The 24,894-nt window shown below is 67.5% G+C and carries 26 protein-coding genes; 20 read left to right on the top strand and 6 right to left on the bottom strand.

Going from position 1 to position 24,894, the window contains the following annotated elements; translation table 11 throughout:
- The first annotated feature begins 81 nt into the window (after nucleotides 1-81).
- Nucleotides 82-555 carry an Lrp/AsnC family transcriptional regulator gene (locus tag HV783_RS22455; RefSeq protein ID WP_006386706.1) on the top strand — a complete coding sequence of 158 codons (474 nt, stop codon included), beginning with the start codon at nucleotides 82-84 and terminating at the stop codon, nucleotides 553-555.
- A gap of 10 nt (nucleotides 556-565) precedes the next feature.
- Here HV783_RS22455 and trhA read toward each other — a convergent pair whose 3' ends face one another.
- Together trhA and HV783_RS22445 are read right to left on the bottom strand one after the other, a co-directional pair.
- Nucleotides 566-1,189, bottom strand: coding sequence for a PAQR family membrane homeostasis protein TrhA (gene trhA, locus HV783_RS22450; protein ID WP_054500917.1), 624 nt, complete (start codon nucleotides 1,187-1,189; stop codon nucleotides 566-568).
- Between the two features lie 142 nt (nucleotides 1,190-1,331).
- Nucleotides 1,332-2,420 carry a P1 family peptidase gene (locus HV783_RS22445; protein ID WP_175142603.1) on the bottom strand — a complete coding sequence of 363 codons (1,089 nt, stop codon included), beginning with the start codon at nucleotides 2,418-2,420 and terminating at the stop codon, nucleotides 1,332-1,334.
- 192 nt (nucleotides 2,421-2,612) lie between these two features.
- Between HV783_RS22445 and HV783_RS22440 the strand changes: the two genes are divergently transcribed.
- The 3 genes from HV783_RS22440 (at nucleotide 2,613) to HV783_RS22430 (ending at nucleotide 4,918) form a co-directional block, all read left to right on the top strand.
- Entirely contained in the window at nucleotides 2,613-3,398 is a 786-nt protein-coding gene (locus HV783_RS22440; RefSeq protein WP_054500916.1) for an amino acid ABC transporter substrate-binding protein, read from the top strand.
- 81 nt (nucleotides 3,399-3,479) lie between these two features.
- Nucleotides 3,480-4,160 (top strand): amino acid ABC transporter permease, encoded by a 681-nt coding sequence (locus HV783_RS22435; RefSeq protein ID WP_026384606.1) that lies wholly within the window; start codon nucleotides 3,480-3,482, stop codon nucleotides 4,158-4,160.
- Nucleotides 4,157-4,918 carry an amino acid ABC transporter ATP-binding protein gene (locus HV783_RS22430; protein WP_054500915.1) on the top strand — a complete coding sequence of 254 codons (762 nt, stop codon included), beginning with the start codon at nucleotides 4,157-4,159 and terminating at the stop codon, nucleotides 4,916-4,918. The genes HV783_RS22435 and HV783_RS22430 overlap by 4 nt, the downstream gene beginning before the upstream one ends.
- Before the next feature lie 58 nt (nucleotides 4,919-4,976).
- Here the strand turns inward: HV783_RS22430 and HV783_RS22425 are convergent, their stop codons facing one another.
- On the bottom strand, nucleotides 4,977-5,747 hold the full coding sequence (locus HV783_RS22425; RefSeq protein ID WP_254603994.1) for a peptidoglycan DD-metalloendopeptidase family protein: 771 nt from the start codon (nucleotides 5,745-5,747) through the stop codon (nucleotides 4,977-4,979).
- Between the two features lie 172 nt (nucleotides 5,748-5,919).
- Between HV783_RS22425 and HV783_RS22420 the strand changes: the two genes are divergently transcribed.
- From HV783_RS22420 to HV783_RS22360, 13 genes are all read left to right on the top strand, one after another.
- On the top strand, nucleotides 5,920-7,209 hold the full coding sequence (locus HV783_RS22420) for an MASE1 domain-containing protein (RefSeq protein WP_054500914.1): 1,290 nt from the start codon (nucleotides 5,920-5,922) through the stop codon (nucleotides 7,207-7,209).
- The gene (locus HV783_RS22415) at nucleotides 7,199-8,716 is read left to right on the top strand and encodes an acyl-CoA-binding protein (protein WP_175189883.1); all 1,518 of its coding nucleotides are present in this window, start codon (nucleotides 7,199-7,201) and stop codon (nucleotides 8,714-8,716) included. Before HV783_RS22420 ends, HV783_RS22415 begins: the two co-directional genes overlap by 11 nt.
- Nucleotides 8,717-8,750: 34 nt before the next feature.
- Nucleotides 8,751-9,179, top strand: a complete 429-nt coding sequence (locus HV783_RS22410) for a DUF2946 family protein (RefSeq protein ID WP_175189882.1) — start codon at nucleotides 8,751-8,753, stop codon at nucleotides 9,177-9,179.
- 59 nt (nucleotides 9,180-9,238) lie between these two features.
- On the top strand, nucleotides 9,239-9,856 hold the full coding sequence (locus HV783_RS22405; RefSeq protein ID WP_175189881.1) for an SCO family protein: 618 nt from the start codon (nucleotides 9,239-9,241) through the stop codon (nucleotides 9,854-9,856).
- Between the two features lie 30 nt (nucleotides 9,857-9,886).
- Nucleotides 9,887-10,378 (top strand): copper chaperone PCu(A)C, encoded by a 492-nt coding sequence (locus HV783_RS22400; RefSeq protein ID WP_175189880.1) that lies wholly within the window; start codon nucleotides 9,887-9,889, stop codon nucleotides 10,376-10,378.
- A 240-nt stretch (nucleotides 10,379-10,618) separates the two neighbouring features.
- Nucleotides 10,619-11,002: a DUF4148 domain-containing protein gene (locus HV783_RS22395; RefSeq protein WP_054500909.1), complete on the top strand. Its 384-nt coding sequence runs from the start codon at nucleotides 10,619-10,621 to the stop codon at nucleotides 11,000-11,002.
- A 182-nt stretch (nucleotides 11,003-11,184) separates the two neighbouring features.
- Nucleotides 11,185-12,387: an ATP-binding protein gene (locus HV783_RS22390; protein ID WP_049075761.1), complete on the top strand. Its 1,203-nt coding sequence runs from the start codon at nucleotides 11,185-11,187 to the stop codon at nucleotides 12,385-12,387.
- 1 nt (nucleotide 12,388) lies between these two features.
- Entirely contained in the window at nucleotides 12,389-12,943 is a 555-nt protein-coding gene (locus HV783_RS22385) for a response regulator transcription factor (RefSeq protein WP_372363313.1), read from the top strand.
- A 258-nt stretch (nucleotides 12,944-13,201) separates the two neighbouring features.
- A complete protein-coding gene (cyoA, locus tag HV783_RS22380; RefSeq protein WP_026384598.1) occupies nucleotides 13,202-14,113 on the top strand; it encodes a ubiquinol oxidase subunit II in 912 nt (303 codons plus the stop codon).
- Nucleotides 14,113-16,089 (top strand): cytochrome o ubiquinol oxidase subunit I, encoded by a 1,977-nt coding sequence (gene cyoB, locus HV783_RS22375; RefSeq protein WP_020926575.1) that lies wholly within the window; start codon nucleotides 14,113-14,115, stop codon nucleotides 16,087-16,089. The genes cyoA and cyoB overlap by 1 nt, the downstream gene beginning before the upstream one ends.
- A 3-nt stretch (nucleotides 16,090-16,092) precedes the next feature.
- Nucleotides 16,093-16,707 (top strand): cytochrome o ubiquinol oxidase subunit III, encoded by a 615-nt coding sequence (gene cyoC / locus HV783_RS22370; protein ID WP_006387443.1) that lies wholly within the window; start codon nucleotides 16,093-16,095, stop codon nucleotides 16,705-16,707.
- Nucleotides 16,707-17,057 carry a cytochrome o ubiquinol oxidase subunit IV gene (gene cyoD, locus HV783_RS22365; protein WP_006387442.1) on the top strand — a complete coding sequence of 117 codons (351 nt, stop codon included), beginning with the start codon at nucleotides 16,707-16,709 and terminating at the stop codon, nucleotides 17,055-17,057. Before cyoC ends, cyoD begins: the two co-directional genes overlap by 1 nt.
- A 286-nt stretch (nucleotides 17,058-17,343) precedes the next feature.
- Nucleotides 17,344-17,961, top strand: a complete 618-nt coding sequence (locus HV783_RS22360; protein WP_175189879.1) for a nitrogen fixation protein NifQ — start codon at nucleotides 17,344-17,346, stop codon at nucleotides 17,959-17,961.
- Nucleotides 17,962-17,995: 34 nt separating this feature from the next.
- On the opposite strand, the gene HV783_RS22355 is transcribed toward HV783_RS22360, so the two are convergent.
- Nucleotides 17,996-19,126 (bottom strand): hypothetical protein, encoded by a 1,131-nt coding sequence (locus HV783_RS22355; RefSeq protein WP_144655393.1) that lies wholly within the window; start codon nucleotides 19,124-19,126, stop codon nucleotides 17,996-17,998.
- Between the two features lie 126 nt (nucleotides 19,127-19,252).
- Nucleotides 19,253-21,307, bottom strand: coding sequence for a TonB-dependent receptor domain-containing protein (locus tag HV783_RS22350; protein ID WP_254603998.1), 2,055 nt, complete (start codon nucleotides 21,305-21,307; stop codon nucleotides 19,253-19,255).
- Between the two features lie 171 nt (nucleotides 21,308-21,478).
- On the opposite strand from HV783_RS22350, the gene HV783_RS22345 reads away from it, so the two are divergent.
- The 3 genes from HV783_RS22345 to HV783_RS22335 all read left to right on the top strand — a co-directional run bounded on the left by HV783_RS22345 (nucleotide 21,479) and on the right by HV783_RS22335 (nucleotide 22,982).
- Nucleotides 21,479-21,694 carry a SlyX family protein gene (locus HV783_RS22345; RefSeq protein WP_006391018.1) on the top strand — a complete coding sequence of 72 codons (216 nt, stop codon included), beginning with the start codon at nucleotides 21,479-21,481 and terminating at the stop codon, nucleotides 21,692-21,694.
- A 360-nt stretch (nucleotides 21,695-22,054) separates the two neighbouring features.
- A complete protein-coding gene (locus HV783_RS22340) occupies nucleotides 22,055-22,414 on the top strand; it encodes a DUF4148 domain-containing protein (protein WP_054500905.1) in 360 nt (119 codons plus the stop codon).
- A 193-nt stretch (nucleotides 22,415-22,607) separates the two neighbouring features.
- Nucleotides 22,608-22,982 carry a hypothetical protein gene (locus HV783_RS22335; RefSeq protein ID WP_064524811.1) on the top strand — a complete coding sequence of 125 codons (375 nt, stop codon included), beginning with the start codon at nucleotides 22,608-22,610 and terminating at the stop codon, nucleotides 22,980-22,982.
- 174 nt (nucleotides 22,983-23,156) lie between these two features.
- Here the strand turns inward: HV783_RS22335 and HV783_RS22330 are convergent.
- Nucleotides 23,157-24,894 (bottom strand): NADP-dependent malic enzyme (locus HV783_RS22330; protein ID WP_175189877.1); only part of this gene is annotated, 1,738 nt, incomplete at its 5' end.

Here is a 24,894-nt window from a genome sequence, read left to right as displayed (position 1 = left end):
ACTTGCAAAACGAGGCGTGGCTTACCCTATGATTTCGCATTAAATTGCGCCATAGACCATTTTTTCGAATTGGATTGCATCATGCAATTGGACGCCATCGACCACCGCATTCTCTACCGCCTGCAGGAGAACAGCCAGCTCAGCAACCAGGACTTGGCCGAGCAGGTGGCCCTGTCGCCGTCGGCCTGCCTGCGGCGGGTGCGGGCGCTGGAGGAAGGCGGCTTCGTGCGCGGCTACCGCGCCGTGCTGGACGCCGAGCGGCTGGGGTTCGAGCTGGAAGCCATCGTGCACGTGTCCCTCGATCAGTCGCGGCCCGGCTGGCACGAGGAATTCCTGGCCGGCATCGCCCTGTATGACGAAATCACCGAGGCCAGCATCGTCACCGGCGCCTCCAACTACATCCTGACGGTGCGCACCCGCAACCTGGCGGCCTTCTCGCAGTTCGTGGAAGACAAGCTCAGCAAGATCGCGGGCGTGCGCGACCTGTGTTCGCATATCGTCATGCGCAAAGTGAAGAACCGCGGCGGCATGCTCCCGCTGGCGGCCTGGCGCTGACGGCCCCGCGTCAGGCGTGGCGCAGGAAACCGAACACCGTGACGAAGTGGCAGGCCGATCCGCCCATGACGAACAGATGCCAGATGCCGTGGGCATGGCGCCAGCGCTTGTCGTTGGCGTAGAACACCGTGCCCACCGTGTAGAGCGCGGCCCCGGCCAGCAGCCACGCCAGCCCGGCGCCCGACAGCGCGCCGGCGATGGGCGCGGCGCACATCACGCCCAACCAGCCCATCGCCAGATAGAGCGGCAAGGCTGGCGCGGCCCCGCGCGCCCACCATAGTTCGCGGCCGATGCCGTACAGCGCCAGCAGCCAGATCGCCACCGCCATGGCGGCGCCCCAGCCCAGTTCCGGCGGCACGAACGCCAGCGGCGTGTAGGTGCCCGCGATCAGCAGGTAGATGGCGCAATGGTCGGCCTTGGCCCACAGCGCCTTGCGGCGCCCGCGCGAGCAGTGATACAGCACCGAAGATGCATAGACGGCGATCATGGATGCCGCGAACACGGCGCAGGCCACGGTCTGGCGCCACTCGACCTTCAATTCCGCGGCCCGCGCGATCAGGGCCCCGGATGCAGCCACCGCCAAGGCCAGGCCGGCCAGGTGCGTGGCTCCGTTGAAGCGCTCTCCTTCGTACATGCCATCCCTCCCGCGCAGGCGGTGCGCCGACGCTTTCCATCATGCCGGCGCGATATGACAGCTTGGGGTCAGCACGAACACGGGGTGGCAGCAAATGGCGTTCCTGCCCGCAGGCGCGCCATTACCCGGAAGAAAGCGCCGCTCAGGCGATGAAATCCACCGCCGCCGGATAGCCTTCCAGCGCGCGCGCCGCCAGGATGGCGCGCTGCACGGCGATCGCCATCGCCTCGGCCGCCATCACGCCCAGCAGCATCATGTTGGCGGGCTTGTTGGAGACGCCCGTGCCCAGCGCGAACACGGTGTCGCCGTCGAGCATGGTGTGGATCGGGTTGATGGTGCGGGCCAGGCCGTCGTGCGCGGTCTGCGCCATCTTCTGCGCCTGCGCCTTGGTCAGCTTGACGTCGGTCGCCACCAGGCCGATGGTGGTGGCCGCGCCCTCGCGCATCGAGGTCGGCAGGTCGCCGGCCAGGATCGCCGCGCGCGTGTCCAGCAGCATCTTGCCGTCGGCGGTGCGGGCGCCGGCCAGCACGTGGCCGGTGGCCGGATCGACCACGTCGCCCACCGCATTGACCGCGACGATCGCGCCCACCGTGACGCCCGCCACGGTCAGCGAGGCGCTGCCCAGGCCGCCCTTCATGGCGCGCTTGGCGCCGTACAGCTTGCCGACCGTCGCCCCGGCGCCGGCGCCGACGTTGCCCTCCTGCGGCGGCTTGGCGCTGGCCGCCTTGCAGGCCTGGTAGCCGGCCGCGGCATCGGGCCGGATCGAGGCGTCGCCCACGCCCAGGTCGAACAGGATGGCGGCCGGCACGATCGGCACGTGCGCCACGCCCACGTCGAAGCCGATCTTGCGTTCTTCCAGGTAGCGCATGACGCCGGTGGCCGCCTCCAGGCCAAAGGCGCTGCCGCCGGCCAGCATCACCGCATGCACTTTTTCCACCATGTTGACGGGATTGAGCAGATCGGTCTCGCGCGTGCCCGGCGCCGCGCCGCGCACGTCCACGCCGCCGGTCGCGCCCGCTTCGGCGATGATGACCGTGCAGCCGGTCGGCCGCCGCGTGTCGGTGTAGTGCCCGACCTTGAGGCCGGCCACGTCGGTGATGCTGCCGCCGCCGGGCACCCGGCGCAGGCCGTTGGCGCCGTGCGCCGGCATGACACTTGCGCAAGCCGCGACACCCGCCGCCGCCATCATGAACGCCCGCCTGTTCCACTGTTGTTGCACGCCTGTCTCCATCTGGATACCACCTGGATGAACCCCGGGCCGGGCGGCCCGGGGCGCGAATACCGCATATGACTTGCCGCTATATTTTTACTATTCCTTATGCTTTGTGGAAAAATAGGCGCGTTGTTAGAGTGCGGCTACACCGGAAGGCGGCGCGATCCGCGCGGCCCTTTCGCAGTGATCCCTCATCCGTGGAGCATTGCCATGAAACTCTTGCGCTCGTTGTTCATCGCCGGCCTGGTCCAGGTCGCCGCCCTGTCCGCCGCCCACGCCCAGTCGGGGCTGGACCAGATCAAGTCCGCCGGCGTGTTCAAGATCGGCACCGAAGGCACCTACGCTCCCTTCACCTTCCACGACGCCTCCGGCCAGCTTACCGGTTTTGACGTCGACATTGGGCGCGCCATCGCCCAGCGCCTGGGCGTCAAGGCCGAATTCGTCGAAGGCAAGTGGGACGGCCTGATCGCCGGGCTCGACGCCAAGCGCTACGACGCCGTCATCAACCAGGTCGGCATCACCGACGCGCGCCGCGCCAAGTACGATTTCTCCGATCCCTACATCTCGTCGGCCGCGGTGCTGATCGTGCGCGACGACAACACCACCATCAAGTCGTTCGCCGACCTGAAGGGCAAAAAGTCCGCCAACACGCTCACCAGCAACTTCGGCAAGCTGGCGCAGAGCCATGGCGCGGAAGTGGTTGCCGTGCAAGGCTTTAACGAAGCCATCGACCTGCTGACCTCGGGCCGCGTCGAGGCCACCGTCAACGACAACCTGTCGTTCCTGGACTTCAAGAAGCAGAAGCCCAACGCCAAGGTCAAGATCGCCGCCACCGACAAGGCCGCCGAATTCAGCAACTCCGGCGTGCTGCTGCGCAAGAACAATCCCGAACTGGTCGCCGCCATCAACAAGGCGCTGGCCGATATCAAGGCCGACGGCACCTACAAGGCCATCTCGGTCAAGTACTTCGGCACGGACCTGTCGGCGCAGCAATAAGCGGCCCGCTCCATGACGCTCCCCGCCTGGCTGCACAACGTCCTGCCCGACTGGGTTCTGTCCCAGGTCGACACCCTGGCGGTGCCGGCCTGGGTGCAGTTGATGGCCGACTCGTTCTGGCCCTTGCTGCACGCCGGGCTGGTGTTCACCGTCCCGCTGACCCTGATGTCGTTCGCGCTCGGCCTGGCGCTGGCCTTCGTGGTGGCGCTGATCCGGCTGTTCGGGCCGGCGCCGCTGGTGGCGCTGGTGCGCTTCTACGTCTGGCTGATCCGCGGCACGCCGCTGCTGGTGCAGCTATTCGTGATCTTCTACGGCCTGCCCAGCGTCGGCGTGGTGCTCGACCCGCTGCCGGCCGCGCTGATCGGCTTTACCCTGAACGTCGGCGCCTACAACTCCGAAGTGATCCGCGGCGCCATCGAGTCGATCTCCAAGGGCCAGTGGGAAGCCGCCTATTCATTGAGCATGACGCGCGGCCAGGCGCTGCGCCGCACCGTGCTGCCGCAGGCCGCGCGGGTGGCGGTGCCGCCGCTGTCCAATTCCTTCATCGCCCTGGTCAAGGACACCTCGCTGGCCGCCGTGCTGACGGTGCCCGAGATCTTCCAGGCGGCCCAGCGCATCGCCGCCGTCACGTACGAACCGCTGATCCTGTACACCGAGGCCGCGCTGATCTACCTGGTGTTCAGCTCGGTGCTGTCCGCCGCCCAGGTGCGCCTGGAACGGCGCTTCGGCCAGCACGCGGTGTTTTCCGAGAAGAACCGATGATCCGCCTGGAAAAGATCGAAAAGTCCTTTGGCGGCAACCTGGTGCTCAAGCAGGTCGACGTGGCCATCGCCGAAGGCAGCGTCACCGCCCTGATCGGCCCGTCCGGCAGCGGCAAGAGCACCCTGCTGCGCTGTGTCAATCTGCTGGAGGTGCCCGACCGCGGCACGCTCGAGATCGGCCCCGAACGGGTCGAGTTCGAGCCCGGCGAAAAGCTCTCGCGCGATCAGGTGCAGCGGGTGCGCATGCAGACCGGCATGGTGTTCCAGAACTTCCAGTTGTTCCCGCACCAGACCGTGATCGGCAACGTGATGGAAGGGCTGGTGACGGTGCAGAAATGGCCGGCCGACCGCGCCCGCGCACGGGCCGAGGAACTGCTGCGCAAGGTCAACATGCTGGACAAGGCCGAGGCCTGGCCCGCCAATCTGTCGGGCGGCCAGCAGCAGCGCGTGGCGATCGCCCGCGCCCTGGCGCCCGCCCCCCGCGTATTGCTGTGCGACGAGCCGACCTCGGCGCTCGATCCCGGCCTGGCGGCCGAAGTGGTGGACGTGCTGCGCCAGCTCGCCGGCGAAGGCATGACCATGCTGATGGCCACCCATGACCTGCGCCTGGCCGCCAGCGTGTCGCGCGAAGCGGTGTTCCTCCTCGAGGGCAAGGTGGTCGAATCGGGCGCCTCGCGCGACCTGTTCACCCGGCCGCGCGACCCGCGCACGGCGGCATTCATCTCGACCCTGACGCAGGACGCCGGGCATCCAGCCTGAGCCGGCGGCAGGCCGGGGCGGCGGATCCGCTAGAATTCGGCCCCTGCGGCCCGCGCGCCTACTTGCCCGGCAGCGAGCCGGCAGGATCGACCGCCTGGCCGTCGTAGCGCAGCTCGAAATACAAGCCGACCTGCTTGCTGTCGCTATTGCCCATTTCCGCGATCTTCTGGCCCTGGCTCACCCGCTGGCCTTCCTTGACCAGCAGCTTGCTGTTGTGGGCGTAAATGCTGAGGAAGCTGGCGTTATGCTTGACGATCACGAGATGCCCGTAGCCCCGCAGGCCGCTGCCCGAATAGGCCACGGTGCCGGCGGCGGCGGCCACCACCGGCGTGCCGGCGGAATTGGAGATCACGATGCCATTGGATCCCGAACCGTCATAGCCGCGGGTGACCTTGCCCTGCGCGGGCCACACCAGCGAAATCGCCCCCGGCGGCGCGGTGCGCCGCTTGCCCGTGGCGGACGCCGGCGCGCGGCTGCCCGACGAACTGGCGCGCGGCTTGGCGGGGGTGGAGGCGGCCTGGCCGGCGGGCGGCACGACGCGCAGCATCTGTCCCACCTCGATCGAGTTGGAGTTGGACAGGTTGTTCCAGCGCACCAGGTTCGATACGCTGGTGCCTTGTTTGCGCGCGATCTGCGTGAGCGTATCGCCCGACTGCACCCGGTAGTAGCCAGGCTGGACCTTGGTCGTGCCGCAGGCCGCCAGCAGCGCCAGCACCACCGCCAGCAACGCCAGCCGGACGAGCCGGACGGCGCCGCGGGACGGCGGACGAGCCGGAAGGCCGCCGGAAACGCCGGCAAAATCGGGAACAGGCAAGATCTGGGCGGGCAAGGAGAGCACTGAATCCTGGAACGGAGTAAAGAATGACTGCGTCCAAGGGTACCAAGATTTTCGGACGCCGGTATGCCTCCGCAACTTTCGCGGACCATGCCGGGCCGTGTATAACCCGCTGATTGCCGCGAGCTACGGCTCGCCATGCATCACAGCGTCTGCAAGGAACAATATGGGAAAGCCCCAAGCGCCGAGAAAGAACCTGTACTGCCTGCTATGGGCCATCCCGTACCTGCTGTGCGGCGTCTTCTCGCGCCTGCTCAACGACCCGGTGAGCCATGCCGTGTTCGTCTGGCTGCCGCCCGGCGTGGCGGTGGGCGCCTATCTGTTGACGCAACGCCGCAACTGGTCGCTGCTGCTGGCCGCCTTTTTCTGTGCCCAACTGGCGCTCACCAGTTTCACCCGCGGCCAACCCGCCACGGCGCTGGTGTTCGCCATCACCGCCAGCCTGTCCAGCCTGCTGGCGGCCTGGACCGTGCAGCGCCTGAGTCCGCGCGAGGGTGGCGTGGGCCTGGTCGCGGCGTTGCTGGCCGGCGCGGTGGCTGGCGCCGGCCTGTCCGCCCTGCTGGGCGGCGGCTGGCTCTGGCTGACCCAGGAAGCCCATGCGCTGGTGCGGCTGCGCACCTGGGTGGCGGCCTATCTGGCGGGCATCCTGATCCTGGCGCCCGCGCTGACGGTCTGGGCCCATTTCCGCCCGCGCCGTTCGGGTGGTCCGCGCCGGCGCGACCTGGTGCTGGGCGTCTGCGCCTACGTCGGCCTGATCGTGACGACCTTCATGACCTTCGACGGCGACATGATCAAGAACCTGCCGTACGTCGTCACCTTCGAACTGACCTACCTGCCGCTGGTGTTCGCGGTGCTGACCGCGCTGGTGTGGGGCCCGCTGGGCGGCACCCTGGCCGTCATCACGCTGACCCTGATGGCGCTCTACCAGAGCGCCCAGGGCGAAGGCCCCTTCGTCGAGGCCAACGACCACTGGCACGTGCTGCTGGCCACCCAGGTCTACCTGGTGGTCACCGCGCTGCTGATCCTGCTGGTCAACACGCTGCGCGGCGCCCGCGCGCAGGAACTCGAGAACGCCCTGCAGTGGCGCGGCCGCTTCGACCTGGCGCTGGCGGGCAGCCACCAGTTGATGTACCGCTACAACCCGTTCGACGGCTCGCTCGAGCTGGCCGGCGACCTCCAGGGCGCCTTCGGCATGCCGGCCGACGCCATTCCCAACCTGGACGCATTGCTGGCGCTGGCCCATCCCGACGACCGCGCGCGCCTGACGCTGCACTGGGCCGCGCGCCGCGCCGGCGCCCAGGACCGCACCCCGCTGCTGTTCCGCGTGGCGCACGCCGACGGCGGCTGGCGCGTGGTCAGCGACCGCGGCTCGCCGCTGGAGGATTTCGACGGCAGCGTGGCTGTCGTGGCGGGCATGTGGCGCCTGGGTGAAGTCGAGCAGGCAGATGTCAACTAGCACCGGAGCCCTGCTCATCCACGGCTTGGGCGGCACCCAGTACGACCTGGGCTCGCTGCACAAGATCCTCAAGCGCGCCGGCATCGAAACGCACACGCTGACGCTGCCCGGCCACGGCACCACGCCCGAAGACCTGCTGCCGGTGCGCGCCGAGGACTGGATCGACGCCGTCACCGCCAAGTACCGCGAGGTGGCCGAGCGCCACGACACGCTGCACGTGGTCGGCATGTGCCTGGGTGCGCTGCTGGCGGTGGAGCTGTGCAAGCGCGTGCAGCACCGCAAGGGCAAGCTGGTGAGCCTGGCCGCGCCGGTCTTCATCGACGGCTGGAGCACGCCCTGGTACCGCGGCCTGCGCAAGCTGGTCTATCGCATCCCCGGCCTGGCCGCGCGCATGCGGGTCGAAGAGGAAGAGCCCTACGGCATCAAGAACGAGCTGGTGCGCTCCATCGTCAAGGCCAAGTTCGAGCGTGGCGAGAACTTCCACTACCGCTGGGTGCCGCTGGCCTGTGTGCGCGAAGTCGACCGCCTGCGCCGCCTGGTGCAGCGCGGCCTGAACGCCATCAGTTGTCCCAGCCTGATCATCCACGCCCACGAGGACGAGCTGACCTCGGTGCGTTCGGCGCACTTCCTGAACGACGCCATTCCCGACAGCCGGCTGGTGCTGCTGGACAACAGCTACCACATGATCTGCGTCGACAACGACCGCGACCGGGTCGCCTCCGACATCCTGCAGTTCATGGACAAGCGCCCGGCGATCGCGCGCCCCGGCCGCGCCGCCGCGATGAGCGGCGACGAAGTCGAGCGCATCCTGGGCGACTACCGCGAGGCGATGCTATCGGGCCAGTTCGAAACCCTGTTCCCCCTGTTCGCCGAGGACGTCGTGTGGCACGAAGAGGGCGACAGCCCCCTGAGCGGCGTCTACCAGGGCCGCGGCGGCCTGATCGACCTGTTCTCGCGCGTGATGGACTATTCGCGCAACACCTTCACGGTCGACAGCGTCGGGCCGCCGGAACCGGCCGGGCGATCGATCGCGGTGCCGCTCACCTTCCAGGTGCAGGACGGCCCCATCCGCTACCGTGGCGCGTCCACCCATATCCTGCGCCTGCGCAATAACGCCATCGCCAAGGTCACCTCGCGCGCCTCCGACCCGGCCACCGAGGACGCACTGTGGCGGCGGCTGGCCGTCGCCAGCGGCCTGGAACCCGAGGGCGACGCGATGGACCCGGAAACGCTGGCGATCGCCGCCGACGACCTGGAGGACGCATTCGAGGCGGCCGCGATGGCGCTGCGCGCGCTGCCACAGGCGCCATCCACCAGCGTCGCCATCCGGCTGTATGCCTACGAGCAACAGGCCCGGCGCGGCGATGCGCCGCCGCATGACGCGCCGGACGCCAGCGTGCGCGAACAGATGGAGCTGGCCACCTGGCGCCTGCTGGCCGGCCTGCCCGCCGACCAGGCGCGGCGCCGCTATATCGCCCTGATCCGGCGCCTCGATCCCGACACCTGAAGCCGGCCGCGGCCGCTCGGCCTACAATCGGTCCATGTCCGCCCTGACCTATCCCTCGCGAACCACCGGCGCCCTGCGCGTCCGGGGCGTGCTGTGGCTGGCGTTCCTGGCGCTGCTGCTGCGCGCCCTGGTGCCGACGGGCTACATGCCCGACGCCCGCGCGCTGCACGACGGCCGGCTCGAAGTGACCTTCTGCTCAGCCGCCGGCGACCTGTCCACCCTCAAAATCGCGCTCTCGCCCGACGGCAAGCACGGCGGCGCCGGCAACTCCGGCGCCGACACCGGCGCGCAATGCCCGTTTGGCCTGCTGGCGCACGTCACCCCGGCGCCCGCCGCGCAGACCGCGCCGCTGGCGCTCGCCATCTCTCGCGCCGCCCCCTTCCCGCCGGCAAGCGTGGCGACGCCAGTGCAACCGGCCCAAGGGCCGCCGCTGGGCTCGCGCGCCCCGCCCCTCGCCGCCTGACTCCGCCTCTCCGCGCGGCCCCGCCGCGCCCTTGCGAACCGTCAACCGACGAGGCTTTCATGCACTCCCCCCTTTCGCGCGCCCCCGTGGGCGCCGCGCCGGCGCCCGACCGCCACCGGCGCAGACTGCTCTCGGCCCTGGCGCTGCTGCCGCTGGCCGGCTGCGGCCCAGACGCCCCCAAGCTCAACGGCATGGATCTGACCAGCATGCCCACCGGCGATTTCCAGCTCCGGGACACCGAGGGCAGGCAGCGCCAGCTCGCCGACTACCGCGGCAAGACCGTGATGCTGTTCTTCGGCTTCACCCAATGCCCGGACATCTGCCCCACCGCGCTGACCCGCGCGCTGGAGATCAAGAACCTGCTGGGCGCCGACGCCAAGAAAGTGCAGGTGCTGTTCATCACCGTCGACCCCGAGCGCGACACCCCGGATATCCTGCAGGCCTATATGCAGGCCTTCGACCCCGCGTTCGTCGGCCTGCGTGGCGATGCCGAGCAGACCCGCGCCGCCGCGCAATCATTCAAGGTGTTCTACCAGAAGGTCCCGACCGGCTCGTCCTACACCATGGACCACACCGCGCTGACCTACGTCATCGACGCCGAGGGCAAGCTGCGCGTGGCCCTGCGCCACCAGCAGAGCGCCGAGGAATGCGCCGCCGACCTGCGCACGGTGATCTGAACCGCCCGCCCCCCGATCAAAGGAACTCCCATGAAAATGACCGCCTTCAAATCCCTCGCCGCCGCCTTCGCGCTGGGCGCCCTGACCCTGCTCCAGGCCCCCGCCCTGGCGCAGGACGCCACCCTCAAGGTGGAGGACGCCTGGGTCCGCGCCACCGTGCCCAGCCAGCACGCCACCGGCGTCTTCATGCGCCTGACCTCGTCCGTCCCGGCGCGCCTGGTCGGCGTCGAGTCCGACGCCGCCAAGCACGTCGAGGTGCACGAAATGGCGATGCAGGACAACGTCATGAAAATGCGCCAGATCCCCGTCCTCGACCTGCCCGCCGGCCAGCCGGTGGAACTCAAGCCCGGCGGCTACCACGTCATGCTGATCGACCTGGCCAGGCAGGTGTCGGCGGGCGACCCGGTGGCGCTGACGCTGCTGGTGCAAGACGCCAACGGCCAGCAGCGCCGCGTGCCGGTGACGGCCACGGCGCGTCCGCTGGCGGGCGGCGCGGCCCCGGCCGCCAAGCATGGGCACTGATTAACAGGGACCGCGTCATTGCAAGCGCATTGACACCTGTATTTCAAGCTTGAAATAGCTGTTTGCCCCGCAAGCCGCGTTTTCTGCAACGCCAGGACGGCCACCCGGTCGAATCAAGAACACCGGGTGCGCCGTTTCTCCACGCATCCGCCGCATCCCAGGAAATCGCCCCCATGCCGCACCGGGGACGACGGCGCGGCCTGCCCCCAGGCCGTTTGCTTTGATTGCCAGGAGCGTTTCATGAAGACCTTGACAGCTACTTTGTTGCTCTGCGCCGGCCTCGCCGCCTCCGCAGCCGTGCAAGCCCAACCCGCCCAGGCCGTGGCTCCCGCCGCGCAATACAAGCGCGACCTCTACGGCGACTGGCGCGTCAGCTACCCCGCCCCCGCCGCCAAGACCGCCGACCAGGTGAGCGCCGAACTCGCCCAGTCCAAGGCCGACGGCCAGTACACCTTCGGCCAGGAAGACTACCCGCCCGCCATCGCCTCCAACGGCCCGGGGGAAAGCCGCGCCCAGGTCGAACAGGAGCTCCAGACCGCCGAGATGCAAGGGCAGATGGCATCCGACCAGGAAAGCTATCCGCCGGCGCCGATGGCGCATAGCGGTGCGTCCGCCATTCAATAAAAGGGACACACCGCAATCTGCGGCCCGTCCTGATTCCTCATACAATGCCAGCACACATCCGCCGCCGGCGGCCTCGCGGGGCCCGGCGGCAGCGCGGCGCCCCACGCCGCCCCGGATGCCAGCGTTCCGCGCAGCCGGGCGCCTGATCCGCCGGCGATAGACCGGCAACCCTGTGTCTGGATATACCCGGTAGTTCCGCCTTTTCCTTCCTGCGTACCCTCTGCAGCCTGCGCTGGCTCGCCATCGCGGGCCAGGCCGCCACCATCCTGGTGGCCAGCGCCGTGCTCGGCCTGGCCCTGCCGCTGGAGCCGCTGTGGATCGGCGTGGGCGTGCTGATCGGCTTCAACGTCTACGCCAGCCTGCGGCTGCGCCACAGCCGCGACCTGTCCCACGCCACCGCCTTCGGCCACCTGCTGGTGGACATGGCGGTGCTGGCCTGGATGGTGGGCTGGAGCGGCGGCCTGAGCAATCCGTTCGGCATGATGTTCCTGATCCTCACCGCCCTGGCGGCCCTGGCGCTGCCGCGCAACTGGGCGCTGGCGGCGGCGCTGGCGGGCATCTCCGGTTATTTCGCCGCCGCCATCTTCGGCCAGCCGCTGCGCGGCGACCTCAACACCCACACCCTGCTGCTATGGGGCCTGGCCGCCAACTTCCTGATTTCCGTGGTGGTGGTGCTGGTGTTCACCACCCGCCTGGCGGCCGACCTGCGGGCGCGCGAGCGCGAACTGGCGCGGCTGCGCGAGCGCTTCACCCGCAACGAGGGCATCGTCGCCCTGGCCACCCACGCCGCCGCCATGGCGCACGAACTGAACACCCCGCTGGCCACCATGACCCTGCTGGCCGACGAGATCGCCGCCGAGGTCAAGGAGCCCGACCTCAAGCAGGACGTCGCCACGCTCAGCCAACTGCTGGCCCTGTGCCGGGAACGGATTCGCAATCTGGCGGTCCCAACCGCCGTGGACCTGGTGCGCGTGGTGGGCCAATGGCGCCTGATCCGGCCGACCATCGACCTGCGCCGGTCGGGCACGCTGCCCGCCAGCCTGCGGGTCGATCCGGCCATCGCCCACCTGCTGCAGGCCCTGCTGAACAACGCGGCCGATGCCGGCGAAGCCGCCAACGAGCCGCGCGTGGACCTGCACCTGGAATACGGTTATGGCGCCCTGCGCGGCGAAGTGCGCGACTATGGCGGCGGCTTCGACCCCGACCACACGCTGCTGCCGGCCACCAGCCTGTTCAACAGTGGCAAGCCGGGCGGCCTGGGCGTCGGCCTGGCCCTGTCGCACGCCACCGTCGAGCAGTTGGGCGGCGAAATGACCATGACCGCCGCCGATGGCGGCGGCACCCGCATCCGTTTTTATTTGCCTCTCGGCACTCCCGGGACCTGATATGTTGAATCCCACCGATCTTGGCCTGCTGATCGACGACGACGAGCTCTACGTGCGCACCCTGCAGCGCAGCCTGTCGCGCCGCGGCCTGGAAACCCGAACCGCCACCGGCATCGCCGAGGCGCTGCGCGTGGCCGAAGAGATCCGCCCCGCCTTCGCGCTGGTCGATCTGCGCCTGGGCGAGGATTCCGGGCTGACCCTGATCCGTCCCCTTCGAGCCCTGCGCGCCGACATGCGCATCCTGCTGGTCACCGGCTACGCCAGCGTGGCCACCGCGGTCGAGGCCATCAAGCGCGGCGCCGACGATTACCTGCCCAAGCCGGCCACCGCGCCGATGATCCTGCGCACGCTGGGCCTGGTGAAGCCGGAAACCGTTACCATCGAAAGCACCATGACGCCGTTGCACCGCCTAGAATGGGAGCACATCCACCAGGCCCTGCACGAGACCGGCGGCAACGTCTCGGCCGCCGCCCGCCTGCTGGGCATGCACCGGCGCTCCCTGCAGCGCAAGTTGGCCAAGAAACCGGGGCCGGAACGCGAGGTCCTGGTCGACTGATTGGCGCGGATACGACACATCGCAACAATCCTGCTTTGTGCAGGTGCGACATATCGTCGCACCCCCACCTGCCCCGCGAAGCCCTCTCCCGCCTGGGAAAACCCTTAAGCAGGGGCCTTGGGGGCAAAAGCCGGCTGGGCAATGCGACCATTCGTCGCACGCTTGACCCAGGTCAAACCGATAGGATGGACGTTGCTGCCTAGCAGCATTCCAGTCTGCTGCTCCGCAGCATTTCCCACCTTCCATCCAAGGCTGTACGTGAAACACCCCCTCCTTGCGACCCTTACGCGCATTTTTGGCGTCGGCGCGGTCATGCTGCTTGGCGGCTGCAACATGGAAATCCTCTCCCCCAAGGGAGACATTGGCGCTCAGGAAAAGACCCTGCTGTTCACGGCAACCGGTCTGATGCTCCTGGTGGTGATCCCGGTCATCATCATGATCCTGACGTTTGCCTGGAAATACCGCGCATCCAATACCAAAGCCGACTACCAGCCCAAGTGGGCCCACTCCACGGCGATCGAAGTCGTGGTCTGGACCGTGCCATGTATCATCGTGGCGATCCTCGCCGTGATCACCTGGCGCTCCACGCACGCGCTCGATCCCTACAAGCCGCTCGTCTCCGAGCACAAGCCGGTCACCATCGAGGTGGTGTCGCTGGATTGGAAGTGGCTGTTCATTTACCCCGAGTACGACATCGCCACGGTCAACGAGATCGCGTTCCCGGTCGACGTCCCGGTCAATTTCCGGATCACCTCGGCCTCGGTCATGAACTCGTTCTTCATCCCCCAGTTGGGCAGCCAGATCTACTCGATGGCGGGCATGGAGACCAAGCTGCACCTGAACGCGCGCGAGCCCGGCACCTACGCCGGCATCTCGGCCAACTACAGCGGCGCCGGCTTCTCCGGCATGCGCTTCAAGGCCATCGCCACGTCGCAGGAAGGCTTCGACAACTGGGTCAAGGAAGCCAAGGCTTCCGGCACCGCGCTGACTCCGGCGGTGTACCAGGAACTGACCAAGCGCAGCGAACACAACCCGGTCGCCAAGTACGCCTCGGTGCCGCCGTCCATGTTCGACTACATCCTGGGCAGCACCATGTCCAAGATGGCCGGCGTCGACGACGCCACGTGCACCCCCACGTCGAATAATCTTGTCGCAGGATTGACTCAATAATGCTCGGGAAACTCACCCTCGAGGCCATTCCGTACCATGAACCCATCGTCATGGTCACGCTGGCCGCCGTGTGCCTGGGAGGCCTAGCGGTCTTCGGCGCCATCACCTACTTCCGCAAGTGGAAGTACCTCTGGACGGAATGGCTCACCTCCGTCGACCACAAGCGCATCGGCGTGATGTACATCATCGTCGCGCTGATCATGCTGCTGCGCGGCTTCGCCGACGCCATCATGATGCGTACCCAGTTGGCCGTCGCCTCGGCCGACTCCGCCGGCTTCCTGCCGCCGCACCACTACGACCAGATCTTCACCGCCCACGGCGTCATCATGATTTTCTTCATGGCGATGCCCTTCATCACCGGGCTGATGAACATCGTGGTGCCGCTGCAGATCGGCGCCCGCGACGTGGCCTACCCGTTCCTGAACTCGCTGAGCTTCTGGCTGTTCGGCGCCGGCGTCGCGCTGATGATGATCTCGCTGTTCGTCGGTGAATTCGCCGCGACCGGCTGGCTCGCCTATCCGCCGCTGTCCGGGCTCGACTACAGCCCAAGTGTCGGGGTGGACTACTACATCTGGGCGCTGCAGATCTCCGGGTTGGGAACAACACTCAGCGGCATCAACTTCATCGTCACCATCCTGCGCATGCGCGCGCCGGGCATGACCCTGATGAAGATGCCGATCTTCACCTGGACCTCGCTGGTCACCAACGTCCTGATCGTGGCCGCCTTCCCGGTGCTGGCCGCCACGCTGGCGCTGCTGACGATGGACCGCTACCTGGGCACGCACTTCTTCACGAACGACATGGGCGGCAACGTCATGATGTACGTGAACCTGATCTGGATCTGGGGCCACCCCGAGGTCTACATCCTGGTGCTGCCGGCCTTCGGCGTGTACTCCGAAGTGGTCGCCACGTTCGCCCGCAAGACCCTGTTCGGCTACAAGTCCATGGTCTACGCCACGGCCGCCATCGGCGTGCTGTCGTTCCTGGTCTGGCTGCACCACTTCTTCACCATGGGCGCGGGGGCCAACGTCAACGCGTTCTTCGGCATCGCCACGATGATCATCTCGATCCCGACGGGCGCGAAGATCTTCAACTGGCTGTTCACCATCTACCGCGGCCGCCTGCGCATCACCACGCCGGTGCTGTGGACGCTGGGCTTCATGCTGGTGTTCGTCATCGGCGGCATGACCGGCGTGATGCTGGCCATCCCCGGCGTGTCGTTCGTGCTGCACAACAGCCTGTTCCTGATCGCCCACTTCCACAACACCATCATCGGTGGCGTGGTGTTCGGTTGCATCGCCGGCATGACCTACTGGTTCCCCAAGGCCTTCGGCTTCAAGCTGAACGAACGCCTGGGCCGCTACTCGTTCTACTGCTGGTTCGTCGGCTTCTTCCTGGCCTTCATGCCCCTGTACATCCTGGGCTTCAAGGGCATGACGCGTCGCCTGAACCACTACGACAACCCCGAATGGCAGCCGTACCTGCTGGTCGCCCTGGCCGGCGCCGCGCTGATCATGCTGGGCATCTGGTTCCTGCTGCAGCAAGTGTTCGTGTCCGTGCGCCAGCGCAAGCAGAACCAGGACATCACCGGCGATCCCTGGGATGGCCGCACCCTGGAATGGTCGATCTCGTCGCCCGCGCCTTTCTACAACTTCGCCCACGTTCCTCACGTCGATGAACTGGACCAGTTCTGGGAAGACAAGCAGAACGGCAAGGCCTACAAGCGCCCGGCCAAGTACGAAGACATCCACATGCCGAAGAACACCGCCGCCGGCGTCTTCATCGGCGCGTTCGGCCTGGTCATGTGCTTTGCCCTGATCTGGCACATCTGGTGGCTGTCGATCGTCGGTTTCGTCGGCATGATCGGTTCGTTCATCGTCCGCGCCTATGACCGCGACGTCGACTACTGGGTCCCGGCCGCGGAAGTCGAACGCATCGAAAACGCCCACTTTGAAAAAATGCAGAAGGCCGCCTGAGCCATGATTCAAGCCGTAGCCACTCACCCCCACGCGGGTCACGACGATCACGCGCACCATGACGATGGATCCAAGACCGTTTTCGGTTTCTGGGTCTACCTCATGAGCGACTTGCTGATCTTTTCGGTGCTGTTCGCGACGTTCGCGGTGCTGGCCAACGCCACCGCGGGCGGCCCCACCGGCAAGGAACTGTTCGACCTGAAGTTCGTCCTGGTCGAAACCCTGCTGCTGCTGTTCTCGAGCTTCACTTTCGGCATGGCCAACCTGAACGTCCACGCCAACAACAAGAGCCGCGCAATCGGCTGGTTGATGGTCACGTTCCTGTTCGGCGCGGGCTTCATCGCGATGGAAGTCTATGAATTCCATCACCTGATCACCGAAGGCGCGGGCCCCGGCCGCAGCGCCTACCTGTCGGCGTTCTTCACGCTGATCGGCACGCACGGCCTGCACGTGACGTTCGGCCTGATCTGGATCGTCGTCATGATCGACATGATCCGCCGCCATGGCCTGGACTCGATCAACAAGCGTCGCCTGGCGTGCCTGAGCCTGTTCTGGCACTTCCTGGACATCGTCTGGATCTGCGTCTTCACCTTCGTCTATCTTCTGGGAGCCCTCTGATGTCGCACTCCGCTGCGGCCGCACACGGCCACGACGATCACGCCGCCGACCACGGCAGCCTGAAGTCCTACATCATCGGTTTCGTGCTCTCGCTCCTGCTCACCTTCGGCTCGTTCGGCCTGGTGATGAGCGGCGCGTTGTCCCACACCATCACCATCATCGGCGTGGTGGCGCTGTGCGTGCTCCAGTTGCTGGTGCAACTGGTGTACTTCCTGCACATGGGCGCATCGAAATCGGCCCGCGACAACCTGGCCACGTTCGTCTTCACCGTGATGATCATCGCCATCATCGTCGGGGGTTCGGCCTGGGTGCTGTACAACATGAACGTCAACATGGGCCACGCCATGTAAGACCCGTCATCCAATGACGACAGACAGGCGCCGCGAGGCGCCTGTTTTTTTTGGAAGGCCGTCACGCTATCGGGACGGCTTTTTTTGCGCCCTGCCGCGGCCGCGGTCCATGGCGAAACGCGGCGCTGCCTTCTCCGGCATGGCCGCGCGGCGCCACCGCCCGCTTTCCGCGCAGCGGCCCGTCCCGCTTCCCCGCAGGGTTGATGCCGCGCAGGCCGGCCTTCTGGCGCTCGTTATATATTCAAGCTTATAGCGAAGCCCCCCCAATCACCGCCGCGAACCGCCCATGGATGCCATCCTGATCGCCGCCCCCACCTCCCGGGATATCGATGCCCTGGCCTGTACGCTGTTGGTGCATGCGCCGCCCGATGAGCCCGATGCGCGCTTTTTCGCCACGGTGATCGGCAAGAGCCTGGCTCACCGCGACCTGGCCCGTACCGGCCTGCCTCCCGCCGCATTGGCCGAGGTGCTGGCCAGCCTGTTTCCCGGCGCGCAGGCTGGCTCGGGCGCGGCGCTTGCCGCCCTGCGAGCGCAATTGCTCGCGTACGCGGCGCGCGGCCTGGCCAGCCCCCAATCGGATTTCACCCGCCTGCTGCGTGTGCTGCTCGACGCCTGCAGCGGACCGGCCGCGACCACACCCTGGGTCACCAGCGTGCTGGCGCACGCCTGCCTGCGGCCGGACCACCTGTGGCGCGACTTGGGCCTGAGCGGCCGCGACGACGTCACCGCGTTGCTGACGCGGCATTACCCGGGATTGGTGGCGCGCAACACCGGCAACCTGCGTTGGAAGAAATTCCTGGCGTACTCCGCCTTCGCGCATGCCGGGCTGCCGGCGCAGGCCGCGCCCGGGTGCGCCCATTGCGAAGACCACGGCCTCTGCTATGGCACGGGTGGGCAGCGCTAAGGCGCCGACACCCGCCGGCCCAAGGCCAGCCAGGTCAGTACCAGGTTGCCTTGACCAGGACCTGGGTGTTGTATTTGCCGGTCACCAGTCCGATCGTGGGTTCGCGCTCCAGGTGCGCGGTGTACCCCTGCGCGACCGACGTCGTATTCATCAGCGGCGCGGCGATGTTGTTCACCGACAGGGAAATAGGCATGCCCAGCCGATCGACGAACAGCGTGCCAAACTGAACATTACTGCCGGCGGCATTGGTGATACGCAGCTTCAACCCGTTTTCCTTGCCGTCGGTATTTTTCAGGTAAATCGTTTGCAGCATGGGATCCATGCGCTCGCCGCCCTGCGGCTCGAAAGACACCGCCAGAGGCAGATGGAAAACGTCGTTTGGATTGGCGCCCGCGGGCCTGGTCAATGAACCCAGGTTGGGGCATGCCGGGTTGACACGCGTGATCACCTGGAAGGGTTTGGACTGCGGCAGCTTGCCGTTGTAGGTGACGGTGTTGAGCACCGTATCGAAGGGCACGACGCTATCCACGGCAAGATCGCCAATGCACCGCGGCACATATTGGAAACGCGTCGCGGAAGTCGTGATGAAAATCCCCGGATCGGCGACGCCCCAGGAATCGTTGATCAGCTTGAAGGCGGTGGTCGACGGCATGAAGACGCGCAACGGACTGGTGATCTGCCTGTCCACGATCAGCAGCATCGAGACGGTCAGGGTCCGCTCGCCGGTATCTTGGGCATATGGGTCGCCGAATGCATACCCTTCAGCGCCGCCCGGGATCATTGGGTCGGGATTCCAGAATTTGTTGACGTCGCCGTTGATGATGAGGTCCAGCCGGACGCCAGTGTCTCGCAGCGCTTGCCTGATGATGGCGAAGTCGCCTAGCGACCGCAACTCCACCTGGCTCTGGTTGATGCCGGGTCGGTTCCGGTAGCAGCGATAGTTGAATTCGTAGACGCGGCTTCGGTAGAGCCACTCGCCGTTGATCAACTGCCTGTCCAGATCGAACGTGACCGACGGCGGAATTTCCAATCGGACCGCGTTGGCGCCTGCCGGCGAAAAGCAGCCGTTGGCAGGGTGAGCCTGGCCGTAGGCGAACGCCGGCATCAACGCGATCGCCATCAATACCCGCGCCAGCGCCCGTCTGGCCCTCTGCTGCCATTGCACGATTCTCGACTCCGCCTATCCAAAATGACCTACGGATTCTATCTGTGGCGGTCGCGGCGTCGATGCGGGCATGGTCTGACATTTCAGGCGATGCCCGCCCGTGGCCGACCCGCGGCGTCCGGGCTGTCAGAAGCGATACGTTGCCCCCACCCCCAGGCCAACGCCGCGTCCCGGCGCCGGCTCGTAGTAGCGGCCATTGCTCTCGTTGACGATGACCGACCCGGCATAGCGTCGGTCGAACAGGTTGTCGATCCGCGCGTAGGCGCTCAACGCCCACGGCCCCACCTGCTTGACGTAGCCGGTGGACAGCGCGGCCACCACATAGCCCGGAGCCGCCGCGTCATTGGCGTCGTCGGCGTACAGGCGGCTCAGGTAGCGGGCCTCGATGCCGGCCTGCCAGCCCTGCGGCGGCGTCCAGGCCAGCGAGGCATAGGCCGACTGCCCGGCAATGCCGGGAATCCGGTTGCCGGCGCGGATGGCGCCGCCGCCATCGTCGCGGTAGCGGGCATCGAGCCAGGCGTAGGCCAGTTGCGCCCGCCAGTGGCCGGCAAAGCGGTTGGACCAGCCCAGTTCCACGCCGTCGCGGCGCGTGCGTCCGGCATTGCGGAAGGTGGCGCGGCCGCCCGTGCTGCCGGCCGCGACGATCTCGTCATCGGTCGATACGCGGAACACGGCCGCGGTCAGTTGGCCGCCCGCCAGATCGGTCTTGGCGCCGACCTCGACGTGGGCGCCGAGCGCTGGCGCCAGCGCGAAATTCAGGCCCGGCTGGCCTCCGGGCCGGTACGACAGCTCGTTGAGCGTCGGGGTCTCGAAGCCGCGCCCATACGAGGCGTACAGCGAGGTCCGCGGATCGGCCTGGTAGCGCACCGCGGCCACCGGCAGCGCGCGGCGATAGCGCGCGCTGCCGCTGTCATCGCCATTGCCCGGCGCGAGGTAATGATCGCGCGAGCGGAACGCCACCGTGCTGTAGCGCAGGCCGGCATCCAGCGTCCAGCGCGGCGCCGCGCGCCATGACGCCTGCAGATAGGGGTCGGCGTTGTAGACCGTGTTGGTTTCATCGCGCCGCAATGCGCCTCGCACGCCAAGCTGGCGGCTGGCACCGTCCCCCACGTAGTTCTGGTAGCCCTGGCGGTTCTCGCGCAGGGTGTCGTACGAGAAGCCGCCGACCAGCGTCAGCGGCCGCGCCGCCGGCCCCAGTTCCGAGGTCCAGCGCAGGTCGGCCCCGCCATAGCGACGGCGCAGGTCGATCACGCCGCCCGCCTGCGTCGGCGCCGCCTGCGCCGCGGGCGGGATGGCCTGGAACTGGGTGGTGTCGCGCTGGCCGTAGTACAGCATCAGGCGCAGCGTGTTGGCGCCGTCGACGTGGCGTTCGTAGACCAGCCCGCCCTGGGTCTGGCGCACGGTCTTGCGGGTGTCGTACTGCGCCGCCAGCTCGGCGCTACGCGGCGCGTCCTGGAACTGCGCGTACGTCAGGCCGAGCGGATCCCGGGCCGTCAGGTCGACGCTGTTGGCCACGATCGTCAGGCGACTGGCGTCGTCCAGTTGCACGCCCAGCTTGGCGTTGCCCAGGTTCTTGCGGGCGGCGCTGTGGTCGCGGTAGCCGTCGGTTGTCATGCGCGACAGGTCGAGCACGTAGTCCATGTCGCCGGACGTGCCCGAGGCCTTGGCCCCATAGCGCCAGGTGCGGTCGGGGCCGGCCCAGGCCGAGGCGCCGATTTCGGCGGGCACGGCGCCGTCTTCGGTGTAGGCCAGGATCACCCCGCCGGACGAGTTGCCGTACAGCGCCGAGAACGGTCCGCGCAGCACCTCCACCCGATCGAGCGAGCCGATGTCGATATTGGAGGTCTGGCCCTGGCCGTCCGGCATGGTTGCCGGGATGCCGTCCACGTACAGCCGCACGCCGCGCACGCCGAAGGTGGAACGCGCGCCAAAGCCACGGCTGGATATCTGCAGGTCCTGCGCGTAGTTCTGGCGGTTCTGGATCTGCAGGCCGGGCACGCCCGCCAGGCCTTCGGACAAGTTGATGCCCGGCTGGCCGCGCCGCATCGCCGCGCCCTCCACGATGTCGACCGAAGCCGCGGTTTCCCACGGCGGCGTGCCGATCCGCGTGCCGGTTACCGCTACGGGCGCCAGTTGCTGCGGCGTCTGCGATTGGGCGAGCGCCGTCACGGCTGGCGCCATGCCGAGCAGGCCATGCAGGAAGGAGCTGGCCAGGCCGCCGGGCCGGCGTCGTTGCTTCGCCAATCGAAAACCCCGCTGAAGGACCATGGCCCCGAGCCTCGCACAGGATGCCTTCAATGTCGATACGTCCGGGCCAGGGAACCCGCGCGGGGAATGGGTTCTAATAGCGCCATGGAAAACTCGCAAGACATCGAACGCCGGCTGCTGGACCTGGAAGTCAAGGCCAGTTTCGCCGACGACCTGCTGGAACAGTTGAACCAGATCATCGTGCGCCAGCAGCAGCAGATCGACCGCCTGCAACGCGAAGTGGCCGACCTGCGCCAGCAGGCGCCCGAGGGCGCGGCGCCGTTCCGCAGCCTGCGCGACGAACTGCCGCCGCACTACTGACCCCGGCCGCTCCAGGGCGCCCGCTCGCTCCCGTCTGCCCCACCACCCGCCACAACTCGCCCGGCCAGCCCGGGTCGCCTGCCGCCTGTTGCGGGCTTCGTGGCATCGCCACGACGGCCGTGCCATTCCCCCTGCTCCACGCCGCGCCCCAGCGAGGGGTTGCGCCGGCTATCGTTGCCATTGATGGAGACTAATTGCTCGAAATTACTTATTTCTTCCATTTATGGAAAAATCTTTTACCGATATACGGGTTTATCCCTAGTGATATCCGGCGCACTATGGAGCCATCGGGAAACAACAACGAACTACGACGGATAGGCCGCCGATTCGCTCCCTGGCTTCTGAAATCGGAGATTCACCATGAAAAAGACCCTTGCCACCGCTTTGCTGATGTCCCTGGCCGCCCTGAGCGCCGGCGCCTCCGCCTCGCAGAACATCGAACCGAACAACGTGCCTTTCCAAGGCGTCTACGGCACGCCGTATGAAGGCCCGACCCGCGCCCAGGTGCAGGCCGAGCTGGCCGCCGCCAAGGCCGCCGGCCAGGTCTCGAATGTCGAACCCAACGACATGCCGTTCCAGGGCGTGTATGGCGCGCCCCAGTCGGGCGTGACCCGCGCCCAGGTGGAAGCCGAACTGGCCACCGCCAAGGCCGCCGGCCAGGTCTCGAACGTCGAACCCAACGACCTGCCGTTCTCGGGCGCCTACCACCGCGTCAACTGAGCACGGCCTGACGATTTACCCCTCCCCTTGTTGTACCTTGGCCGCCCCTGCCGGGCGGCCTTTTTTGCGTGTGCGCAAGCCGCGCCCCCTGGCCGCGGACGAATGGAGACAAGACGCCGACGCTTCGCGTACCATCGGACCTGACCATCAATGGGCCGCCCGCGCGGCCCTGACAACAACGAGGGAGTCCGCAATGAAAACCATCCGTCTCATCGCTTTCGCACTCGCCGCCGGCGTCACCGCCGGCCCGGTCCTGGCGGCGCCCGCCGTCATGCTGAACAATGCCCTCATCACCCAGATTTCCAAGGCCGACAAGCCGGCTTTCCACGAGGCGGTGGCGCAAGCGCTGAACAGCGCCGCCGACGGCCAGAGCGTGAACTGGTCCAGCACTCCCAAGCGCAAGGCCGCGCCGATCACGGCCAAGATCACGCCGCTGCAGACCAGCACGGCGGGCGAGCGCACCTGCCGCCTGCTGGAAGGCGATTTCGCGCGCACCAGCACCACCGAAACCTGGAAGTTCTGGTTCTGCAAGCAACCCGACGGCACCTGGAAGGCCAGCGCCAACTGAGTCATGGGGCCGGCTTTGCCGGCGCCAAGAGCGCTTTCGTCGCGCCACGCCTTCGGCGGGCGCGCCCCCTCCCGTAGCCCGCCATCCCGAGCCCGATCGCCGTAAAAAAACGCCCGCGTCATCATGCGATGAAGCGGGCGTTTTGCGATGCGGTCGGGCGCGACCGCGTGGCGATCAGCTTTCGACGCGGTTGGCGTCCAGCACCGTCAGGGCCGTCATGTTGATGATGCGGCGCACGGTCGAGCTGGAGGTCAGGATGTGCACCGGCGCGTTGGCGCCCAGCAGGATCGGGCCCACCGCCACGTTGCCGCCGGCCGCCGTCTTGAGCAGGTTGTAGGCGATGTTGCCGGCGTCCACGTTCGGGCACACCAGCAGGTTGGCCTCGCCCTTGAGCGTCGAGGACGGCAGGATGCGCAGGCGCAGCGCCTCGTCCAGCGCGCAGTCGCCGTGCATCTCGCCGTCGATTTCCAGTTCCGGCGCGGCTTCGCGCACCAGTTCCAGCGCGCGCCGCATCTTGGCGCCCGAGGCCGAGCTGCCCGAACCGAAGTTGGAGCGCGACAGCAGCGCCACCTTGGGCGCCAGGAACATGCGGCCCACTTCGCGGGCGGCGGCGATGGTGAATTCGGCGATCTGCTCGGCCGTCGGCTCATCGTTGACGTGCGTATCCACCAGCACCACCGTGCGCTCGTTGAGCAGCAGGATGTTCATGGCGGCGTAGACGTTGGCGCCGGGGCGGCGGCCGATCACTTCGTCGACGAAACGCAGGTGGTCGTGATAAGCGCCGACCGTGCCGCAGACCATGCCGTCGGCATCGCCCAGGTGCACCATCATCGCGCCGATCAGGGTCAGGCGGCGGCGCATTTCCACACGCGCCATTTCCTTGGTGATGCCGCGGCGGCACATCAGTTCCCAGTAGGTGGTCCAGTACTGGTGGAAGCGCTCGTCGTATTCCGGGTTGGTGACTTCGACATCCTCGCCCAGGCGCAGGCGCAGGCCGAACTTCTCGATGCGCGACAGCAGCACGGCGGGACGGCCCACCAGGATTGGTCGGGCGACGCCTTCGTCGACGATGACCTGCACCGCGCGCAGCACGCGTTCGTCCTCGCCCTCGGTGAAGACGATGCGCGACTTGCCGCCGTTGCGCACGATGCGCTTGGCCGCCGAGAACAGCGGCTTCATGAAGGCGCCGGAGTGGTAGACGAACTGCTGCAACTGCTCTTCGTAGGCTTCCAGGTCGGCCAGCGGGCGCGTGGCCACGCCGCCTTCCATGGCGGCCTTGGCCACCGCCGGCGCGATGCGCACGATCAGGCGCGGATCGAACGGCTTGGGAATCAGGTACTCGGGGCCGAACGAGATGTCGTAGGTGCCATAGGCGGCCGCCACCACTTCGTTCTGCTCTTCCTCGGCCAGTTCGGCGATGGCATAGACCGCCGCCTTTTCCATCTCGCGCGTGATGGTGGTGGCGCCCACGTCCAGCGCGCCGCGGAAGATGTACGGGAAGCACAGCACGTTGTTGACCTGGTTCGGGTAGTCCGAACGGCCGGTCGCCATGACGACGTCGTCGCGCACGCCGTGCGCCACTTCCGGCAGGATTTCCGGCGTGGGATTGGCCAGCGCCAGGATCAGCGGGCGCGGGCCCATCTTGGCGACCATCTCGGGCTTGAGCACGCCGCCGGCCGACAGCCCCAGGAACACGTCCGCGCCCTCGATCACCTCAGCCAGCTTGCGGGCGTCGGTCTTCTGCGTGAAGCGCGCCTTGTCCGGGTCCATCAGCACGGTGCGGCCTTCGTAGACCACGCCTTCGATGTCGGTGACCCAGATGTTCTCCAGCGGCAGGCCCAGGTCCACCATCAGGTCCAGGCAGGCCAGCGCGGCCGCGCCGGCGCCGGACGTGACCACCTTGACCTTGTCG

Source organism: Achromobacter dolens, assembly GCF_902859745.1.
GTDB lineage: Bacteria > Pseudomonadota > Gammaproteobacteria > Burkholderiales > Burkholderiaceae_B > Achromobacter > Achromobacter dolens.
Note: the sequence above shows the minus strand (reverse complement) of the source record. Positions and strands in the feature narration are given on the sequence as shown.

Excerpts from the sequence above, each read along its gene's own strand:
- HV783_RS22455 (WP_006386706.1), top strand. The coding sequence starts at position 82 with ATGCAATTGGACGCCATCGACCACCGCATTCTCTACCGCCTGCAGGAG.
- trhA (WP_054500917.1), bottom strand. The coding sequence starts at position 1,189 with ATGTACGAAGGAGAGCGCTTCAACGGAGCCACGCACCTGGCCGGCCTG.
- HV783_RS22445 (WP_175142603.1), bottom strand. The coding sequence starts at position 2,420 with ATGGAGACAGGCGTGCAACAACAGTGGAACAGGCGGGCGTTCATGATG.
- HV783_RS22440 (WP_054500916.1), top strand. The coding sequence starts at position 2,613 with ATGAAACTCTTGCGCTCGTTGTTCATCGCCGGCCTGGTCCAGGTCGCC.
- HV783_RS22430 (WP_054500915.1), top strand. The coding sequence starts at position 4,157 with ATGATCCGCCTGGAAAAGATCGAAAAGTCCTTTGGCGGCAACCTGGTG.
- HV783_RS22420 (WP_054500914.1), top strand. The coding sequence starts at position 5,920 with ATGGGAAAGCCCCAAGCGCCGAGAAAGAACCTGTACTGCCTGCTATGG.
- HV783_RS22415 (WP_175189883.1), top strand. The coding sequence starts at position 7,199 with ATGTCAACTAGCACCGGAGCCCTGCTCATCCACGGCTTGGGCGGCACC.
- HV783_RS22410 (WP_175189882.1), top strand. The coding sequence starts at position 8,751 with ATGTCCGCCCTGACCTATCCCTCGCGAACCACCGGCGCCCTGCGCGTC.
- HV783_RS22405 (WP_175189881.1), top strand. The coding sequence starts at position 9,239 with ATGCACTCCCCCCTTTCGCGCGCCCCCGTGGGCGCCGCGCCGGCGCCC.
- HV783_RS22400 (WP_175189880.1), top strand. The coding sequence starts at position 9,887 with ATGAAAATGACCGCCTTCAAATCCCTCGCCGCCGCCTTCGCGCTGGGC.
- HV783_RS22395 (WP_054500909.1), top strand. The coding sequence starts at position 10,619 with ATGAAGACCTTGACAGCTACTTTGTTGCTCTGCGCCGGCCTCGCCGCC.
- HV783_RS22385 (WP_372363313.1), top strand. The coding sequence starts at position 12,389 with ATGTTGAATCCCACCGATCTTGGCCTGCTGATCGACGACGACGAGCTC.
- cyoB (WP_020926575.1), top strand. The coding sequence starts at position 14,113 with ATGCTCGGGAAACTCACCCTCGAGGCCATTCCGTACCATGAACCCATC.
- cyoC (WP_006387443.1), top strand. The coding sequence starts at position 16,093 with ATGATTCAAGCCGTAGCCACTCACCCCCACGCGGGTCACGACGATCAC.
- cyoD (WP_006387442.1), top strand. The coding sequence starts at position 16,707 with ATGTCGCACTCCGCTGCGGCCGCACACGGCCACGACGATCACGCCGCC.
- HV783_RS22360 (WP_175189879.1), top strand. The coding sequence starts at position 17,344 with ATGGATGCCATCCTGATCGCCGCCCCCACCTCCCGGGATATCGATGCC.
- HV783_RS22350 (WP_254603998.1), bottom strand. The coding sequence starts at position 21,307 with ATGGCGCCAGCCGTGACGGCGCTCGCCCAATCGCAGACGCCGCAGCAA.
- HV783_RS22345 (WP_006391018.1), top strand. The coding sequence starts at position 21,479 with ATGGAAAACTCGCAAGACATCGAACGCCGGCTGCTGGACCTGGAAGTC.
- HV783_RS22340 (WP_054500905.1), top strand. The coding sequence starts at position 22,055 with ATGAAAAAGACCCTTGCCACCGCTTTGCTGATGTCCCTGGCCGCCCTG.
- HV783_RS22335 (WP_064524811.1), top strand. The coding sequence starts at position 22,608 with ATGAAAACCATCCGTCTCATCGCTTTCGCACTCGCCGCCGGCGTCACC.